This is a genomic window from Janibacter terrae, from assembly GCF_039636765.1.
Lineage (GTDB): Bacteria > Actinomycetota > Actinomycetes > Actinomycetales > Dermatophilaceae > Janibacter > Janibacter terrae.
In genome coordinates this window covers 2,472,682-2,489,083 of record NZ_CP144167.1, presented here as the reverse complement: position 1 = coordinate 2,489,083, position 16,402 = coordinate 2,472,682, and the positions used below count along the sequence as shown (strand labels likewise).

Sequence of the window (16,402 nt, the reverse complement as noted above, 5' to 3'; positions counted from 1 at the left end):
GGGCCGTCCGGTGGACGAACCTAGACTTGTCCCATGCTCGCCACGATCGACCTGCGTTCCCAGCCCCTCGGGGCCCGGCAGCTGCGCGCAGCCCTGCCCCGCGCCGAGTACGACGTCGAGGCCGCGCTCGACGCGGTGCGACCGATCTGCGACGACGTCCATGACCGGGGCGCCGAGGCGCTCTACGACCTCGCCGAGCGCTTCGACGGGGTGCGGCCGACCGCCCTCCGCGTGCCGGCGCAGGTCCTCGAGGCCGCCGTGGAGGTCCTCGACGCCGACGTGCGGGCCGCCCTGGAGCTGGCCATCGAGCGCGCCCGTGCGGTCCACGCCGACCAGCGTCGCACCGACACCACGACCACGCTCGCGCCCGGGGGGACCGTCACCGAGCGCTGGGTCCCGGTCGAGCGGGTCGGCCTGTACGTGCCCGGTGGCCGGGCGGTCTACCCCTCGTCCGTCGTCATGAACGTCGTGCCCGCCCAGATCGCCGGAGTCGGGTCGCTCGCCGTCGCCAGCCCCCCCCAGCGCGAGAACACCGGCGTCTTCGCCGGCTACCCGCACCCGACGATCCTCGCGGCGTGCGCGCTGCTCGGCGTCGACGAGGTATGGGCGATGGGTGGGGCGCAGGCGGTCGCCGGCTTCGCCCACGGGTTCACCGACGGTGCCGACGAGTGCGCCCCCGTCAGCCTCGTCACCGGCCCCGGCAACATCTACGTCGCCGCGGCCAAGCGGCTGCTCAAGGGCCTCATCGGCATCGACGCCGAGGCCGGGCCGACCGAGATCGCCGTGCTCGCCGACGCGAGCGCCGACCCCGAGCACGTCGCGGCCGACCTCATCAGCCAGGCCGAGCACGACCCGCTCGCCGGTTCCGTCCTGGTCACCGACTCCACCGAGCTCGCCGACGCCGTCACCGCTGCCGTCGAGCGGCGCGCGGCCGCGACCAAGCACAGCGAGCGCGTCGGCGAGGCCCTCACCGGGCGCCAGTCCGCGATCGTCCTCGTCGACGACGTCGATGCCGGCCTGCGGGTCGTCGACGCCTACGCCGCCGAGCACCTCGAGGTCATCACGGCGGACGCGCCGCAGGTCGCGGCGCGCGTGCGCAACGCAGGGGCGATCTTCGTCGGTCCGAACTCGCCGGTGAGCCTCGGGGACTACGTCGCCGGGTCCAACCACGTCCTGCCCACCGGCGGCAGCGCCGCCCACAGCAGCGGCCTGTCCGTGCAGTCCTTCCTCCGGGGCATCCACGTCGTCGAGTACTCGGCGCAGGCCCTCGCCGAGGTCGCCCCGCACGTCGTGGCCCTGGCCGAGGCCGAGGACCTGCCCGCCCACGGCGAGGCCGTCACCGCGCGCACGGGCGAGGTCCGGCGATGAGCGAGATCACCGAGCTGCTGCGCCCCGGGCTGCGCGGCCGCACCCCCTACGGTGCGCCGCAGCTCGACGTCGACGTGCAGCTCAACACCAACGAGTCCTCCTACCCGGTGCCCCCCGAGGTCGTCGAGGCCATCCTCGCGGAGCTCGCGGACGAGCTCGGGACGCTCAACCGGTACCCGGACCGCGAGTTCACCGCTCTGCGCAAGGCGCTCGGTGACTACCTGCACGACCGCAGCGGGGTCTCCCTCCGCCCCGAGCAGCTGTGGGCCGGCAACGGGTCCAACGAGGTCCTCTCGCACCTCGTCCAGGCCTTCGGCGGGCCGGAGCGGACCGCGCTCGGCTTCACCCCCGCGTACTCGATGCACCCGATCATCGCCGAGACGCTCGGCACGACGTGGGTCGACGGGCAGCGTGACCGGGCCAGCTTCGACCTCACCGTCGAGTCCGCGATCGAGCAGGCGAAGGGTGTCGACCCGCACCTCGTCTTCCTCTGCTCGCCCAACAACCCAACCGGCACCGCCCTGCCCTTCGACGTGGTCGAGGCGATGCTCGAGGCCGCGCCGCGGGCGATCGTCGTCGTCGACGAGGCGTACGCGGAGTTCGCCCGTCCCGGGACGCCCACCGCGCTCTCGCTCCTCGAGCGGCACCCGCGCCTCGTCGTGACGCGCACGATGAGCAAGGCCTTCGCCCTCGCAGGTGGACGGCTGGGCTACCTCGCCGCCGACCCCGAGGTCATCGACGCCCTGCGCCTCGTGCGACTGCCGTACCACCTCTCGGCGCCGACGCAGACGATCGCCCGCGTCGCGCTCGAGCACGCGGACCGGCTCCTGGAGACGGTCGAGGCCATCAAGGACCAGCGTGACCGGCTCGTCACCGAGCTCACGGCCCTCGGCCTGCGGCCCGTGCCGAGCGATGCCAACTTCGTCCTCTTCGGCGGCCTCGCCGACGCCGCGGCGACGTGGCAGGCTCTGCTGGACCGGGGCGTGCTCGTCCGGGACGTCGGGATCCCGCACCACCTGCGCGTCACCGCCGGCACGCCGGAGGAGACGACCCGGTTCCTGACCGCGCTCGCCGAGCTCGTCCCCACGCACGCCACCACCAAGGAGACCCCGTGAGCAGCACCGCTCCCCGTACCGCGACGGTGACCCGCGGCACCTCCGAGAGCCGGGTCGAGGTGAGCGTCGACCTCGACGGCACCGGCGCGGGCCAGGTGTCGACGGGTGTGCGCTTCTACGACCACATGCTCCTGTCGCTGGCCAAGCACAGCCTCATCGACCTGACGATCGCCGCCGAGGGCGATGTCGACGTCGACGCCCACCACACCGTCGAGGACGTCGCGATCGTCCTCGGCCAGGCGGTCCGCCAGGCACTCGGCGACAAGAGCGGCATCAGCCGCTTCGGCGACGCGACCGTCCCGCTCGACGAGGCGCTCGTCCACGCGGTCGTCGACGTGGCCGGGCGGCCGTACGTCGTCCACACCGGTGAGCCCGCCGGCCAGGAGCACGTCGTCATCGGCGGCAACTTCGTCGGCTCGCTCACCCGCCACGTGCTGGAGTCCTTCGCCTACAACGCCGGCATCGCCCTGCACGTGCGGGTGCTCGCCGGGCGCGACCCGCACCACATCGTCGAGGCGCAGTTCAAGGCGCTCGCCCGCGCCCTGCGCGCGGCGGTCGCCCCCGACCCCCGGGTGAGCGGCATCCCGAGCGCCAAGGGCGCGCTGTAGGGATGAGATGACCGAGCCCGACAGGGGAGTGGTCCTCCTGTCCGCGTCGTCCGCGGCCGCCGTGGACTGGGTGCGGGGCGGCGTCGTGCCCTGCCACGTCGTCGAGCACCCCACGTGGTCGATCGTCGTGCCCGCGACCTCGGCGACGGTGACCGCCGCTCCCTACGACGACGCACTCACCGTGCTCGCCGCCCGGCACACCGGCGCCCGGCTCGCACCGGCCATCGGCTTCTTCAGGATCGGTGACACGGCCGTCGTCACGGCCCGTGCCCCCGGCCGCTCGCCGATCCGGTGGGCGTTGCGTGCCCCGGACCGCGAGATCGTCCGCGGACCGCAGCTGCCGCCGCTCGCCCCCGAGGACCTGCACCGCGCGCTCTCGGCCGGCTCCGGCGCACGCCTGGTGCCGATCCGCGAGATCCGCGCCCTCTGGCGGCGTACCGACCTCACCCACCTGGAGTGGCTCGACGAGGCGATGACCGTCCTCGGTCTGCCGGGGGTCCGTCTCCTCGACGGCTCCGACACGGCGCTCGGTCCCGTCATCGCGCCCGACGAGCGCGCCGTGTCCACCTTCGAGTCCGTCGTCAAGGACGTGCACCAATGAGCAGCCAACCCCGTGTCGTGGTCCTCGACTACGGCTCCGGCAACATCCACTCCGCCGTCCGGGCGCTCACCCACGTGGGCGCGGACGTCGAGCTGACCGCCGACCGGTCCGCAGTGCTCGCCGCCGACGGGCTGCTCGTGCCTGGCGTCGGCAACTTCCACGCCTGCATGGCCGGGCTGCGGGCCGTCGACGGTCCCTCGCTCGTCGACACCCGTCTCGCCGGCGGCCGCCCCGTCCTCGGGGTCTGCGTCGGCATGCAGGTGATGTTCGAGGGGTCCGGCGAGCCGAGCGCGGCCCAGCCCGAGCAGGAGGGCCTGCACCAGTGGCCCGGCACCGTCTCCCGGCTGTCCGCCCCCGTCGTGCCCCACATGGGCTGGTCGACAGTCACCGCGCCCGAGGGCACGCGCCTGCTCGCGGGCGTCGAGGACGAGCGCTTCTACTTCGTCCACTCCTACGGGGTGGCCACCTGGGACCTGCCGACCGCGCCGGGGGCGCTCGTCGCCGCCACGCCGCTCGTCACGTGGAGCGAGCACGGGTCCCCCTTCGTCGCGGCCGTCGAGAACGGTCCGTTGTCCGCCACGCAGTTCCACCCCGAGAAGTCCGGGGATGCGGGACTGCACCTCCTCAAGAACTGGGTGATGTCACTGTGACCACGACCGACCGGCCCCGGCTGGAGCTCCTTCCCGCCGTCGACGTACGGGGCGGCCGCGCCGTCCAGCTCCAGCAAGGCGTCGCCGGGTCGGGGTGGGACTTCGGTGACCCGCTCGAGGCCGCGCAGGCCTGGCAGGAGCAGGGCGCCGAGTGGATCCACCTGGTCGACCTCGACGCGGCCTTCGGCGAAGGGAGCAACCGTGAGCTCCTCGCCGACATCGTCGGCCGCCTCGACCTCAAGGTCGAGCTGAGCGGAGGCATCCGCGACGAGGAGTCGCTGGCCGCCGCGCTCGCCTCGGGCTGCGCCCGGGTCAACGTCGGCACCGCCGCCCTGGAGAACCCCGAGTGGACCGCCCGGGCCATCGCCGAGCACGGCGAGCGCATCGCCGTCGGCCTCGACGTGCGGGGCGCGACGCTCGCCGCCCGCGGGTGGACCCAGGAGGGCGGCGACCTGTGGGAGACCCTCGCGCGCCTGGACGCCGAGGGCTGCGTCCGCTACGTCGTCACCGACGTCGCCAAGGACGGCATGCTCGCCGGTCCCAACGTGCAGCTGCTGCGCGAGGTCGCCGCCGCCACCGACGCCAAGGTCGTCGCGAGCGGCGGCGTCACGACCGTGGACGACGTCGTCGCCCTGCGCGACCTCGTCCCCGAGGGCGTCGAGGGCGCGATCATCGGCTCGGCTCTCTACAAGGGCAGCGTCACCCTGACTGAGGCCCTCGACGCGGCCGGGCGGCCGTGAGCGGGCCCACCGACTCCGCCGGTGTGCCCTGGCAGGGGCGCGAGCTGCCCGCCGGCGGCTTCGCCGGTGACTCCGGCGAGGCCGACCCGGCGCTGCTGCGCGCCCTCACCACCGGCGCGGAGACCGACGTGCTCGAGCACCTCGCGCGCGCGCGGCTGCTCGTGCCGGTGGCTGCGGTCGCGGCGGAGACCACGCAGACCGAGGCCGGCCACACCGCTGACAAGGAGGCCGACATGGCTGTCGTCCTCCTCGAGCACCCCGACGGACGCACCGCGCTGCCCGTCTTCTCCTCGATGGCCGCTCTCGCGGCCTTCGACGCGTCCGTGCGTCCCGTGCCGGTCAAGGCCGCTCGCGCCGCGCAGGCCGCGGTGAGCGAGCAGGCCGACCTCATCGTGCTCGACTGCGCGAGCGAGCACGCCTTCGAGGTCCGGGCGTCCATGGTCTGGGCGCTCGCCCAGCAGCGGCCGTGGCTGCCAGCGCACGAGGACCCCTTCGTCGCGCGGTCGGTGGAGCGGGTCTGCGCCGGGGTCGAGCAGGTCATCGGCCACACGCTCGCCGAGGGGGTGCCCGACGGGCAGGGGATCCTGCAGATCGGTCTCACGCTCGTCCCCGGCCTCGACGCGGCCGCGGTCGAGGAGCTCGTGACGGCGATCGCCGAGGAGCTGGCCACCGACGGTGAGCTCCGGGCGCGCGTCGACGGGCTCTCCTTCACCGTCTCCTGAGTCGACGGGCGGCGATTTCGGCTCGCGCGGGGGTCGCTGCTACTGTTGTCTCCGACCGGTCACCATCTTCGTGGTGGTGACGCAAGAGGAGCCTCGCTTCCCACCCGCGACAACCAGCTGGTTGCCGGGTCTCAGGTCTCGACGCGGTCCGGATCCGCCGGGTGCCCAGGCACCCTCCGTCCGGCATCGTCGTCGTGCTCTGGTGAGGCTCCTCGCGATCGGCGAGGAGCCTTTCTTCGTCGGTACGCAGGACACCGAGCTAAGGAGCAGCACATCAGCGAACCTCGCATCAATGACCGTATCCGCGTCCCGGAGGTGCGGTTGGTCGGCCCCAACGGGGAGCAGGTCGGCATCGTCCGCGTGGAGGACGCCCTGCGTCTCGCTGCCGAGGCAGACCTCGACCTCGTCGAGGTCGCTCCGATGGCCAAGCCCCCGGTCGCCAAGCTCATGGACTTCGGCAAGTACAAGTACGAAGCCGCGATGAAGGCGCGCGACGCGCGCAAGAACCAGGTCAACACGGTCATCAAGGAGATCAAGCTCCGACCGAAGATCGACAGCCACGACTACGGCACCAAGAAGGGCCACGTCGAGCGCTTCCTGGGCGCCGGCGACAAGGTCAAGGTGACGATCATGTTCCGCGGGCGTGAGCAGTCGCGTCCCGAGCTGGGCTTCCGGCTCCTGCAGCGCCTGGCCGAGGACGTCATCGAGCTCGGCACGGTCGAGTCGGCGCCCAAGCAGGACGGGCGCAACATGATCATGGTGCTTGCCCCGACGCGCAAGAAGTCCGAGGCCCGCGCCGAGGCGCGGCGCAAGAAGGACGAGGAGAAGGTGGCCGCCGAGGCCAACGCCCCGGAGCAGCGGACCTCCGAGTCCCCGGCACCGGCGGAGGAGCCCACCGCGGCCCCGGCCGCGGTCGAGGGCAGCACCGAGGCCCCGGCCGAGTCCTGATCCGGCACCAGACCAGCACAGCAACGACAAGGAGATCGGCGCCATGCCGAAGAACAAGACGCACTCCGGTGCCAAGAAGCGCTTCCGGGTCACCGGCTCGGGCAAGATCATGCGTGAGCGCGCCAACCACGTCCACAAGTTCCACGAGAAGAGCCCGCAGCACGCGCGTCGTCTCGCGAGCGACGTCGAGGTCTCCAAGGCCGACGTGAAGAAGATCAAGAAGCTGCTCGGTCGCTGACCTGAGCACCTTGCACACACACTGACTGAAGGAGTACTCACGTGGCACGCGTGAAGCGGGCGGTCAACGCCCACAAGAAGCGTCGGGTCGTCCTCGAGCGCGCCAGCGGTTACCGGGGCCAGCGGTCCCGCCTCTACCGCAAGGCGAAGGAGCAGGTCACCCACAGTCTCGGTTACAGCTACCGGGACCGCCGGGCCAAGAAGGGTGACTTCCGTCGCCTGTGGATCCAGCGCATCAACGCCGGCGCCCGCGCCAACGGCATGACCTACAACCGGTTCATCCAGGGTCTGCGCGCCGCGGAGGTCGAGGTCGACCGCCGCATGCTCGCCGAGCTCGCCGTCAACGACGAGGCCGCGTTCGCCGCGCTCGTCGAGGTCGCCAAGGCGAACGTGCCGGCGACGAGCGACGCCAAGGCCTCGGCCTGAGCGACCACACCGGACGCCGGGAGCGTCCGCCCCTGACCAATCCCTCCTCGGAGCGGGTGGCGTCGGTGCGCGGACTCTCCCGGCGTCCTGTGCGTCGGCGGACCGGCCGGATCCTCGTCGAGGGACCGCAGGGTGTCCGCGAGGCCGTGAGCTTCGCCCCCGAGCGGATCGTCGACCTGTACGCCACGACCGAGGCGGCGCAGCGGTACGCCGAGTTCGTCGAGCCGGCCCGCGAGCAGGGGGTCTTCGTCCACGAGACGAGCGAGGAGGTCCTCGCCGCGATGTGCGACGCCGACACCCCGCAGGGCACGGCGGCCGTCGTCGAGTGGGCCCCGAGCGACCTCGCCTCGGTCCTCGCGAGCTCGCCCCGCCTCCTCGTGCTGCTCGCCCACGTGCGCGACCCCGGCAACCTCGGCACCGTCATCCGCGGCGCCGACGCGGCCGGCGCCGACGCCGTCCTCGTCAGCGATGCCTCGGTCGACGTCACCTCGCCCAAGGTGGTGCGCTCGACGGCGGGTTCGCTCTTCCACCTGCCGGTGGTCACGGGCCTCGACATCTCGGAGACCCTCACCGCCCTCGGCGACGCCGGGATCACCCGCCTCGCCGCCGACGGCGCGGGCGAGCGGACCATGGACGACTGCGACCTCACCGGTCCCCACGTGTGGGTCATGGGCAACGAGGCCTGGGGCCTCGAGGACGCCACCCTCGCCGCGTGCGACGAGGTGGTCCGGGTCCCGATCCACGGCCATGCCGAGTCGCTCAACCTCGCCATGGCGAGCACGATCTGCCTCTACGCCTCGGCGCGCCAGCAGCGCGCCTGAGCACGACCCCGGCACGCGACGACGAAGGGGGTGGACCGGCCGGTCCACCCCCTTCGCCGTGCCATGGCATCAGGAGACCGCGTGCGTCTCCTGACCACCGAGGACCTCGCCCGGGTCGACCGGCGCCTCGTCCGCGGCGGCCTTGCCGTCCCGGACCCGCTGACCGATCGTGGCGTCGATGTTGGTCCAGTACTCGAAGACCCGCGAGAGGACCGGGTCCTCGACGCCGGCGAGCGAGCCGACGACCGTGTCGACGAGACGGTCCCGCTGGGCGTCGTCGAAGACCTCGCGCACGAGCGTGCCCGGCTGACCGAAGTCGTCGTCCTCCGGGTGCAGCTGGTAGGCCGAGCGCACGATCGCGCCGTCGACCTCCCACCCGTCGTCGACCGGTCCCTCGAAGTCCGCGACCGGCCGGCCGAAGCTGTTGGGGTGGTAGGTCGGCGCGGCACCCGAGTGCTCGTAGCGCATCGGGCCGTCGAAGGAGTAGTGGTTCTCCTGCTGGACCGCGGGGCGGTTGACCGGCAGCTGGTGGAAGTTCGGGCCGATCCGGGCCCGGTGCGCGTCCGCGTAGGCGAAGACCCGGCTGAGCAGCATCTTGTCGGGGGAGTACCCGATGCCCGGGACCGTGTTGCTCGGCGCGAACGCCGCCTGGTCGATCTGCGCGAAGAAGTTCACCGGGTTCTCGTCGAGGGTCATCGTGCCGACCTCGATGAGCGGGTAGTCCTCGTGCGGCCAGGTCTTCGTCAGGTCGAAGGGGTTGAAGCGGTAGGTCTTCGCGTCCTCGTAGGGCATGACCTGGACGGACAGCTTCCACTGCGGGGACTCGCCGCGGGCGATCGCGTCGAAGAGGTCGCGACGGTGGAAGTCCGCGTCCTGCCCGGCGATCCGGTCGGCCGCCTCGCCCGTGATGCCGCGCACGCCCTGCTGGGTGTGGAAGTGGTACTTGACCCAGAACTTCTCGCCCGAGGCGTTGACCCACATGTAGGTGTGGCTGCCGTAGCCGTTCATGTGGCGCCACGAGCGCGGCAGGCCACGGTCACCCATGAGGTAGGTGACCTGGTGCGCCGACTCGGGGTTGTTGGTCCAGAAGTCCCACTGCATCGTGTTGTCGCGCAGCCCGTTGTCGGGCAGGCGCTTCTGGCTGCGGATGAAGTTGGGGAACTTCAGCGGGTCGCGCAGGAAGAAGATCGGGGTGTTGTTGCCCACGAGGTCGAAGTTGCCCTCGGAGGTGTAGAAGCGCAGCGCGAAGCCGCGCACGTCACGCCACGTGTCGGGGGAACCGAGCTCCCCGGCCACCGTCGAGAAGCGCGCGAGCATGCGGGTCGTCGTGCCCGGCTGGAAGAGGGCGGCCTTGGTGTACCGCGAGACGTCGGCCGTGGTCTCGAAGTGACCGAAGGCGCCCGCGCCCTTGGCGTGCGGCTTGCGCTCGGGGATGTTCTCCCGGTTGAAGTGCGCGAGCATGTCGACCAGGTGGGTGTCGTGGAGCAGGAGGGGGCCGTTGCTCCCCACGGAGAGACTGTTGCGGTCGCTGACCGTCGGGGAGCCGTTGAGCTGCGTCGAGGGCCCGGAGACGTCGAGCGTCCCGCGCGCGTCCGCGCGGCTCTGCGGGGTGGAGGGGGTGGTGGACATGTGCTGCTCCTCTTTCTCTGTGGGGTGGGGCGCAGTGCTGGTCAGGGGGTGGCGGCCGTCGCGGTCGCGCAGTCGGGGCAGATGCCCCAGTAGATGACCTCGGCCTCGTCGATGGCGAAACCGTGGTCGTCGGCGGCGTCGAGGCAGGGTGCCTTGCCGGGGGCGCAGTCGACATCGACCATCGTGCTGCACGAACGGCACACGAGGTGGTGGTGGTTGTCGCCGAGCTCGAGCTCGAAGCGGGCGGGGTGGCCGGCGGGCTCGAACTTGCGCACGAGCCCGTGGGCGGACAACACCGCGAGGATGTCGTAGACGGCCTGGGTGCTCACCGAGCCGAGGCGCTCGCGCGTGCTGCGCGCGATCGTGTCGACGTCGGCGTGGGGGCGCGCGGAGAGCTCGCGCAGCACGGCCACGCGCGGGCCGGTCACCCGCAGCGACCGGCCACGCAGGAGATCTGCCGCGGCGTCGGTGTCGATCATGGTGCTCATCGTCTCTAAGACTCGCACCGATACTTGAACCAGTCAAGAAAAGGGCGGAAGGGGGTCGCGCGACCCCCTTCGCCCCCCCGTAGACTCGGGCCTCGTGTCAGGACCAAACACCAACTACGACCCGGTCGAGGTCGCCGCGCTCGACCCGCAGGCGATCGAGGAGGCCGTCGCGGCCGCCCTCGCCGCAGCAGCGGGTGCCACGACCCTCGACGAGCTCAAGCGGATCCGCGGGCAGCACCAGGGCGACAAGAGCCCGCTGGCGCTGGCCAACCGCGAGATCGGCGCCCTGCCGCCGAGCGCCAAGGCCGAGGCCGGCAAGCGCGTCGGGCAGGCGAGGGGCCGCGTGGGAGCGGCCTTCTCGGCCCGCCAGGTCGAGCTCGAGGCCGAGCGCGACGAGCGGATCCTCGTCGAGGAGACCCTCGACCTCACCGTGCCGAGCCCGCACCAGCGCCTCGGGGCCCGCCACCCGATCAGCCTCGTGACCGAGCGGGTCGAGGACATCTTCGTCGGCATGGGCTGGGAGGTGGCCGAGGGCCCGGAGATCGAGTCCGAGTGGCTGACCTTCGACGCCCTCAACATCGGTCCTGACCACCCGGCGCGCGGCGAGCAGGACACCTTCTTCGTCGAGCCGGCCGACGCCGGGGTCGTCCTGCGCACCCACACCTCGCCGGTGCAGATCCGCACGATGCTCGACCGCGAGCCGCCGATCTACGTCCTGTGCCCGGGCAAGGTCTTCCGCACCGACGACCTCGACGCGACCCACACCCCGGTCTTCCACCAGTTCGAGGGCCTCGTCGTCGACAAGGGCATCACGATGTCGCACCTGCGCGGGGCGCTCGACGCCTTCGTCCAGGGCCTCTTCGGCGAGGGCATCGTCACCCGCCTGCGCCCCAACTACTTCCCCTTCACCGAGCCCAGCGCCGAGATCGACTGCCAGTGCTGGGTCTGCCGCGGTGAGGACTCCGGCTGCCGCACGTGCGGCGGCACCGGCTGGATCGAGCTCGGCGGCTCCGGCATGGTCAACCGTCGAGTGCTCGCGGCGAGCGGCATCGACCCGGACGAGTACACCGGTTTCGCCTTCGGCCTGGGCATCGAGCGCTCGCTCATGCTGCGCCACGGCGTCGCCGACATGCGCGACATCATCGAGGGGGACGTCCGCTTCTCGGCGGCGTTCGGGATGGAGATCTGATGCGGGCACCCGTGGAGTGGCTCCGTGAGCTGACCGAGGTCGACCCGCAGGCGAAGGGGGCGGACGTCGCCGCGTCCCTCGTGCGCGTCGGCCTCGAGGAGGAGGAGATCTCCGGCGGCGAGGTCACCGGCCCCCTCGTCGTCGGCCGGGTCCTCGAGCGCACGCCCGAGGAGCAGAAGAACGGCAAGACGATCAACTGGTGCCAGGTGGACGTCGGGTCCGCCAACGGCTCCGGCGAGCCCCAGGGCATCGTCTGCGGCGCGCACAACTTCGACGCGGGCGACCTCGTCGCGGTCATCCTGCCCGGCGGTGTGCTCCCCGGGAACTTCGAGATCTCCGCGCGCAAGACCTACGGGCACGTGAGCGCCGGCATGATCTGCTCCGCCCTGGAGCTGGGTCTGGGCGAGGACCACGACGGCATCATCGTGCTCACCGAGCAGCTGCCCGCCGACGTGGTCGCGGGTCTGTCACCGGGTGACGACCTCATCCCCGTCCTCGGCCTCGACGCCGAGACGGTGGAGGTCAACGTCACCCCGGACCGCGGTTACTGCTTCTCCATCCGCGGGATCGCGCGGGAGTACGCGCTCTCCGAGGGGACCCCCTTCGTCGACCCGGCACAGCTGCCCGTCGCCGAGGCCACCGGCCCCGGCTACGAGGTGCGTCTCGCCGACGGCGCCCCGGTCGACGGCGTGCCCGGGTGCGACCGGTTCGTCGCGCGGACCGTGCGGGGCATCGACGCCACGGCCGCCTCGCCCGAGTGGATGCAGCGCCGGCTGACCGAGGTCGGGATGCGCCCGATCTCGCTCGCGGTCGACGTCACCAACTACGTGATGATGCTGCTCGGCCAGCCGCTGCACGCCTACGACCTCGGCAAGCTCTCCGGGGCCATCGAGGTCCGCCGTGCCCGTGCCGGCGAGGTGCTCACGACCCTCGACGACGTCGAGCGCGCGCTCGCGCCCGAGGACCTGCTGATCACCGACGGCGGGACGACGCCGCTGGCGATCGCCGGCGTGATGGGCGGGGCCTCGAGCGAGGTCGACGACGCGACCACCGATGTGCTCGTCGAGGCCGCGCACTTCGACCCGGTCTCCGTCGCCCGCTCCGCGCGGCGCCACCGGCTGTCGACCGAGGCCTCCAAGCGCTTCGAGCGCGGCGTCGACCCGGGCGTGACCGCCGCGGCGGCGCAGCTGGCCGTCGACCTGCTCGTCGAGCACGGCGGCGGCGTCGCCGACACCACCGCCACCGACGTGGGCGCGCCCGCGCCGGCGCAGGCGATCACCTTCGACCCGCAGCTGCCGAGCCGGTACATCGGCCTCGAGTACCCGCGGGAGGAGGTCCTCGCGACCCTCACCGCGATCGGCTGCGCCGTGACGGACGAAGGGGAGTCCCTCCTCGTCACGCCCCCCACCTGGCGCCCCGACCTCGTCGACGGACCGGACCTGGTCGAGGAGGTCGCGCGGGTGCGCGGCTACGACCAGATCCCCTCCGTCGTGCCGCGCGCGAGCGCCGGTCGTGGCCTGACGCCCGGCCAGCGCGCCCGTCGCGTCGTCGCGCGCACGCTCGCGGCGACCGGTCTGGTGGAGGTGCTGTCGTACCCCTTCACCTCGTCGGAGCGGCACGATGCCCTCGGTTACTCGGCCGACGACGCCCGCCGTGAGACGGTGCGACTGGCCAACCCGCTGCAGGACGAGGCGCCGCTCATGCGCACCTCGATCCTCGACACGCTGCTCGACACCCTGCGGCGCAATGTCTCCCGCGGCCACCGGGACGTGGCGCTCTACGAGATCGGTCTCGTCACGGCCGGCGGCATCACGCCGCTGCCGCTGCCCCCGGGGGGCGTCAAGCCCGACGCGGCGACCCTGACGCGGCTCACCGAAGGAGTCCCGCCGCAGCCGCGGCACGTGGGCATCGTCGCGGCGGGTGCGACCCTGCCCGCCGGGCCGCACGGTCCGGCGCGGGCCGCCGACGCCACCGATGTCGTCGGGTGGTCGCGGGCGGTCGGCTCGTCCCTCGGTCTCGAGCTCACGGTCGAGGCCGCCCACCAAGCGCCCTTCCACCCGGGCCGCTGCGTCGCTGTCTCGCTGCCGGACGGCACCGTCGTCGGCCACGCGGGCGAGCTGCACCCCAAGGTCTGCTCGGCCCTGGAGCTCCCGGAGCGCACCGTCGCCGCCGAGCTCGACCTCGACGCGATCACCGCGGCCGCCGGAGAGCCGGTCCGGCCCGAGCAGCTCTCGACCCAGCCCGTCGCCAACACCGACGTCGCGCTCGTCGTCGACGACGGGGTCCCGGCAGCCGCCGTCGCCTCGGCCCTGCGCTCGGGTGCCGGCGACGACCTCGAGTCGCTCACGCTCTTCGACGTCTACCGCGGCGACCAGGTGGGGGAGGGGCGCAAGTCCCTGGCCTACCGGTTGACCTTCCGCGCGGGCCGCACGCTCAAGACCGGGGAGGTCTCCTCCCTTCGCGACAGGGCCGTCGCGGCCGCGGCGAGCGCCACGGGGGCCCAGCAGCGCTGAGCGCGCTGACCTCAGGATTATCGGGTCACCCGAGAATCATCGGCTGAGCAGGAGTTTTAAACTCTTGCTCAGCGGGGGTTTCTCGGGTGACCCGATAATCCTGGGACGCCCCCCAGCTTGCATGGAATCGACCCACAACGTATATTCATGCACTGTGATCACCGCAGCCATCGCCGGAGCCAGCGGCTACGCAGGAGCTGAGATCGCCCGGCTCCTGCTCGCGCACCCAGAGGTCGAGATCGGGGCGCTCACCGCCTCGGGCAACGCGGGGGTGCGCATGGGTGACCTCGCGCCCCACCTGCAGCCGCTCGCCGACCGGGTGCTGGAGCCCACGAGCGCCGAGACCCTCGCCGGGCACGACGTCGTCTTCCTGGCCCTGCCCCACGGCCACTCGGCCGCGATCGCGCAGCAGCTGCCCGAGGACGTGACCGTCCTCGACTGCGGCGCCGACTTCCGGCTCGACGACGAGCAGGACTGGACCGACTACTACGACACCCCCTTCGCCGGCACCTGGCCCTACGGACTGCCGGAGCTGGTCCGAGCCGGTGGTGGCAAGCACCGCGACGACCTCGTCGGGGCCCGCCGCATCGCCGTCCCCGGGTGCTACCCGACGGCGGTCAGCCTCGCCCTCGCGCCCGGCCTGGCCGCGGGCGTCATCGAGCCCACCGACGTCGTCGTCGTCGCCGCCTCGGGCACCTCCGGGGCCGGCCGCTCGAGCAAGCCGCATCTCATCGGCGCCGAGGTCATGGGCGCGATGAGCCCGTACGGGGTCGGCGGCGGGCACCGCCACACCCCGGAGATCCGGCGCAACCTCGCCCTCGCGGCGGGCGCGGACGCCACCGTCTCCTTCACCCCGACGCTCGCCCCGATGCCCCGCGGCATCCTCGCCACGACGACCGCCCGGGCGGTGCCCGGCGTCGACGCCGCGATCGTCCGCGCCGCGTGGGAGAGCGCGTACGCCGACGAGCCCTTCGTCCACCTGCTGCCGGAGGGGCAGTGGCCCCACACCGGCAGCGTCGTCGGCTCCAACCTCGTGCACGTCCAGGTGGTCCTCGACGAGCGCAGCGGTCGCGTCGTCGCGATCGCCGCCGAGGACAACCTGACGAAGGGGACGGCCGGCGCCGCCGTGCAGTCCATGAACCTCGCCCTCGGTCTCCCCGAGACCACCGGGCTGCCGATGACGGGAGTGGCTCCGTGAGCACGACGACCCCTGCAGGATTCCGCGCCTCCGGCGTGACCGCCGGCCTCAAGGCGAGCGGACGACCCGACGTCGCGGTCGTCGTCAACGACGGCCCGGACCACCACGCCGCAGCGGTCTTCACGACCAACCGCGTCGAGGCGGCACCCGTCACGTGGTCGCGGCAGGTCGTCGTCGACGGTCGTGCCGACGCCGTCGTCCTCAACTCCGGCGGCGCCAACGCGTGCACCGGCGCGCAGGGGTTCCAGGACACCCACGCCACCGCCGAGCACACCGCGGCGGCCCTCGGCGTCGCCGCCGGCGACGTCGTCGTGTGCAGCACCGGGCTCATCGGTGAGCTCCTGCCCATGGAGAGGCTGACCGCCGGCGTCACCGCGGCGGCCGCCGCCCTCACGGACGAAGGGGGAGCCGCCGCGGCCGAGGCCATCATGACCACCGACACGGTCCCGAAGACCGCGACCGCCACCCGCGACGGCTGGTCCGTCGGCGGCATGGCCAAGGGCGCGGGCATGCTCGCCCCCGCCCTCGCGACGATGCTCGTCGTCGTCACGACCGACGCGGTGACGAGCCCCGGCGACCTCGACGCCGCGCTGCGCGAGGCGACGCGCACGACCTTCGACCGCATCGACTCCGACGGGTGCATGTCGACCAACGACACGGTCCTCGCCATGGCCTCCGGTGCCTCCGGCGCCGGTGCCACCCGCGAGGAGCTCACCGAGGCGATCCGCGAGGTCTGTGCCGACCTCGCCCGGCAGCTCATCGGTGATGCCGAGGGCGCCGCCCACGACATCGAGATCGTCGTGCGCAGTGCGGCCAGCGAGGCCGACGGTCTCGAGGTCGCGCGCAGCATCGCCCGCAACAACCTCTTCAAGTGCGCGATCTTCGGCAAGGACCCCAACTGGGGCCGGGTGCTTGCTGCCGTGGGCACCACCGCGGCCGCCTTCGAGCCGTCGCAGCTCGACGTCTCGATCAACGGCGTCCAGGTCTGCCGCGCCGGCGGGGTCGGGGAGGACCGCACGCTCGTCGACCTGGAGGCCCGGGACGTGCGCGTCCTCGTGGACCTGCACGCCGGTACCGACGAGGTGACGGTCTGGACCAACGACCTCACGCACGACTACGTCCACGAGAACTCCGCCTACTCCACCTGAT

The 16,402-nt window shown here is 72.6% G+C and carries 17 protein-coding genes; 15 read left to right on the top strand and 2 right to left on the bottom strand.

The genetic code is table 11. The features are described 5' to 3' along the window. Positions 1-33 precede the first annotated feature (33 nt). From hisD to V3C34_RS12115, 11 genes are all read left to right on the top strand, one after another. Positions 34-1,368 (top strand): histidinol dehydrogenase, encoded by a 1,335-nt coding sequence (gene hisD / locus V3C34_RS12165; RefSeq protein WP_346007241.1) that lies wholly within the window; start codon positions 34-36, stop codon positions 1,366-1,368. Then, a complete protein-coding gene (locus tag V3C34_RS12160; protein ID WP_338537980.1) occupies positions 1,365-2,483 on the top strand; it encodes a histidinol-phosphate transaminase in 1,119 nt (372 codons plus the stop codon). Before hisD ends, V3C34_RS12160 begins: the two co-directional genes overlap by 4 nt. Then, positions 2,480-3,091, top strand: a complete 612-nt coding sequence (gene hisB, locus V3C34_RS12155) for an imidazoleglycerol-phosphate dehydratase HisB (protein ID WP_068323278.1) — start codon at positions 2,480-2,482, stop codon at positions 3,089-3,091. Before V3C34_RS12160 ends, hisB begins: the two co-directional genes overlap by 4 nt. Positions 3,092-3,098: 7 nt before the next feature. Next, complete coding sequence (locus V3C34_RS12150) at positions 3,099-3,692, top strand: hypothetical protein (RefSeq protein ID WP_346007240.1); 594 nt, start codon at positions 3,099-3,101, stop codon at positions 3,690-3,692. Next, a complete protein-coding gene (gene hisH, locus V3C34_RS12145; protein ID WP_068323284.1) occupies positions 3,689-4,342 on the top strand; it encodes an imidazole glycerol phosphate synthase subunit HisH in 654 nt (217 codons plus the stop codon). Before V3C34_RS12150 ends, hisH begins: the two co-directional genes overlap by 4 nt. Beyond that, a complete protein-coding gene (gene priA, locus V3C34_RS12140; protein ID WP_068323287.1) occupies positions 4,339-5,082 on the top strand; it encodes a bifunctional 1-(5-phosphoribosyl)-5-((5-phosphoribosylamino)methylideneamino)imidazole-4-carboxamide isomerase/phosphoribosylanthranilate isomerase PriA in 744 nt (247 codons plus the stop codon). Before hisH ends, priA begins: the two co-directional genes overlap by 4 nt. Continuing rightward, complete coding sequence (locus V3C34_RS12135) at positions 5,079-5,804, top strand: SseB family protein (protein WP_068323290.1); 726 nt, start codon at positions 5,079-5,081, stop codon at positions 5,802-5,804. Before priA ends, V3C34_RS12135 begins: the two co-directional genes overlap by 4 nt. Before the next feature lie 315 nt (positions 5,805-6,119). Next, complete coding sequence (infC, locus tag V3C34_RS12130; protein ID WP_245634755.1) at positions 6,120-6,752, top strand: translation initiation factor IF-3; 633 nt, start codon at positions 6,120-6,122, stop codon at positions 6,750-6,752. Positions 6,753-6,795: 43 nt separating this feature from the next. After that, positions 6,796-6,990, top strand: coding sequence for a 50S ribosomal protein L35 (gene rpmI / locus V3C34_RS12125; RefSeq protein WP_068323302.1), 195 nt, complete (start codon positions 6,796-6,798; stop codon positions 6,988-6,990). 41 nt (positions 6,991-7,031) lie between these two features. After that, positions 7,032-7,415 (top strand): 50S ribosomal protein L20, encoded by a 384-nt coding sequence (gene rplT / locus V3C34_RS12120; protein WP_068323305.1) that lies wholly within the window; start codon positions 7,032-7,034, stop codon positions 7,413-7,415. A 56-nt stretch (positions 7,416-7,471) separates the two neighbouring features. Beyond that, positions 7,472-8,236: a TrmH family RNA methyltransferase gene (locus tag V3C34_RS12115; protein WP_082807446.1), complete on the top strand. Its 765-nt coding sequence runs from the start codon at positions 7,472-7,474 to the stop codon at positions 8,234-8,236. 69 nt (positions 8,237-8,305) lie between these two features. Here V3C34_RS12115 and V3C34_RS12110 read toward each other — a convergent pair whose 3' ends face one another. Both V3C34_RS12110 and V3C34_RS12105 read right to left on the bottom strand, forming a co-directional pair. Beyond that, positions 8,306-9,865 carry a catalase gene (locus V3C34_RS12110; protein WP_068323308.1) on the bottom strand — a complete coding sequence of 520 codons (1,560 nt, stop codon included), beginning with the start codon at positions 9,863-9,865 and terminating at the stop codon, positions 8,306-8,308. Between the two features lie 41 nt (positions 9,866-9,906). Beyond that, positions 9,907-10,353, bottom strand: a complete 447-nt coding sequence (locus V3C34_RS12105; RefSeq protein WP_346007239.1) for a Fur family transcriptional regulator — start codon at positions 10,351-10,353, stop codon at positions 9,907-9,909. A gap of 94 nt (positions 10,354-10,447) precedes the next feature. Here V3C34_RS12105 and pheS point away from each other — a divergent pair, with 94 nt between their 5' ends. From pheS to argJ, 4 genes are all read left to right on the top strand, one after another. Next, positions 10,448-11,542 carry a phenylalanine--tRNA ligase subunit alpha gene (gene pheS, locus V3C34_RS12100; RefSeq protein WP_346007238.1) on the top strand — a complete coding sequence of 365 codons (1,095 nt, stop codon included), beginning with the start codon at positions 10,448-10,450 and terminating at the stop codon, positions 11,540-11,542. Further along, positions 11,542-14,055, top strand: coding sequence for a phenylalanine--tRNA ligase subunit beta (pheT, locus tag V3C34_RS12095; RefSeq protein WP_346007237.1), 2,514 nt, complete (start codon positions 11,542-11,544; stop codon positions 14,053-14,055). The genes pheS and pheT overlap by 1 nt, the downstream gene beginning before the upstream one ends. A 154-nt stretch (positions 14,056-14,209) precedes the next feature. After that, positions 14,210-15,253, top strand: a complete 1,044-nt coding sequence (gene argC, locus V3C34_RS12090) for an N-acetyl-gamma-glutamyl-phosphate reductase (protein WP_346007236.1) — start codon at positions 14,210-14,212, stop codon at positions 15,251-15,253. Beyond that, the gene (gene argJ / locus V3C34_RS12085; RefSeq protein ID WP_345913841.1) at positions 15,250-16,401 is read left to right on the top strand and encodes a bifunctional glutamate N-acetyltransferase/amino-acid acetyltransferase ArgJ; all 1,152 of its coding nucleotides are present in this window, start codon (positions 15,250-15,252) and stop codon (positions 16,399-16,401) included. Before argC ends, argJ begins: the two co-directional genes overlap by 4 nt. Position 16,402: the final 1 nt, after the last annotated feature.

Excerpts from the sequence above, each read along its gene's own strand:
- V3C34_RS12150 (WP_346007240.1), top strand. The coding sequence starts at position 3,099 with ATGACCGAGCCCGACAGGGGAGTGGTCCTCCTGTCCGCGTCGTCCGCG.
- hisD (WP_346007241.1), top strand. The coding sequence starts at position 34 with ATGCTCGCCACGATCGACCTGCGTTCCCAGCCCCTCGGGGCCCGGCAG.
- pheT (WP_346007237.1), top strand. The coding sequence starts at position 11,542 with ATGCGGGCACCCGTGGAGTGGCTCCGTGAGCTGACCGAGGTCGACCCG.
- V3C34_RS12160 (WP_338537980.1), top strand. The coding sequence starts at position 1,365 with ATGAGCGAGATCACCGAGCTGCTGCGCCCCGGGCTGCGCGGCCGCACC.
- rpmI (WP_068323302.1), top strand. The coding sequence starts at position 6,796 with ATGCCGAAGAACAAGACGCACTCCGGTGCCAAGAAGCGCTTCCGGGTC.
- V3C34_RS12110 (WP_068323308.1), bottom strand. The coding sequence starts at position 9,865 with ATGTCCACCACCCCCTCCACCCCGCAGAGCCGCGCGGACGCGCGCGGG.
- V3C34_RS12105 (WP_346007239.1), bottom strand. The coding sequence starts at position 10,353 with ATGAGCACCATGATCGACACCGACGCCGCGGCAGATCTCCTGCGTGGC.
- hisH (WP_068323284.1), top strand. The coding sequence starts at position 3,689 with ATGAGCAGCCAACCCCGTGTCGTGGTCCTCGACTACGGCTCCGGCAAC.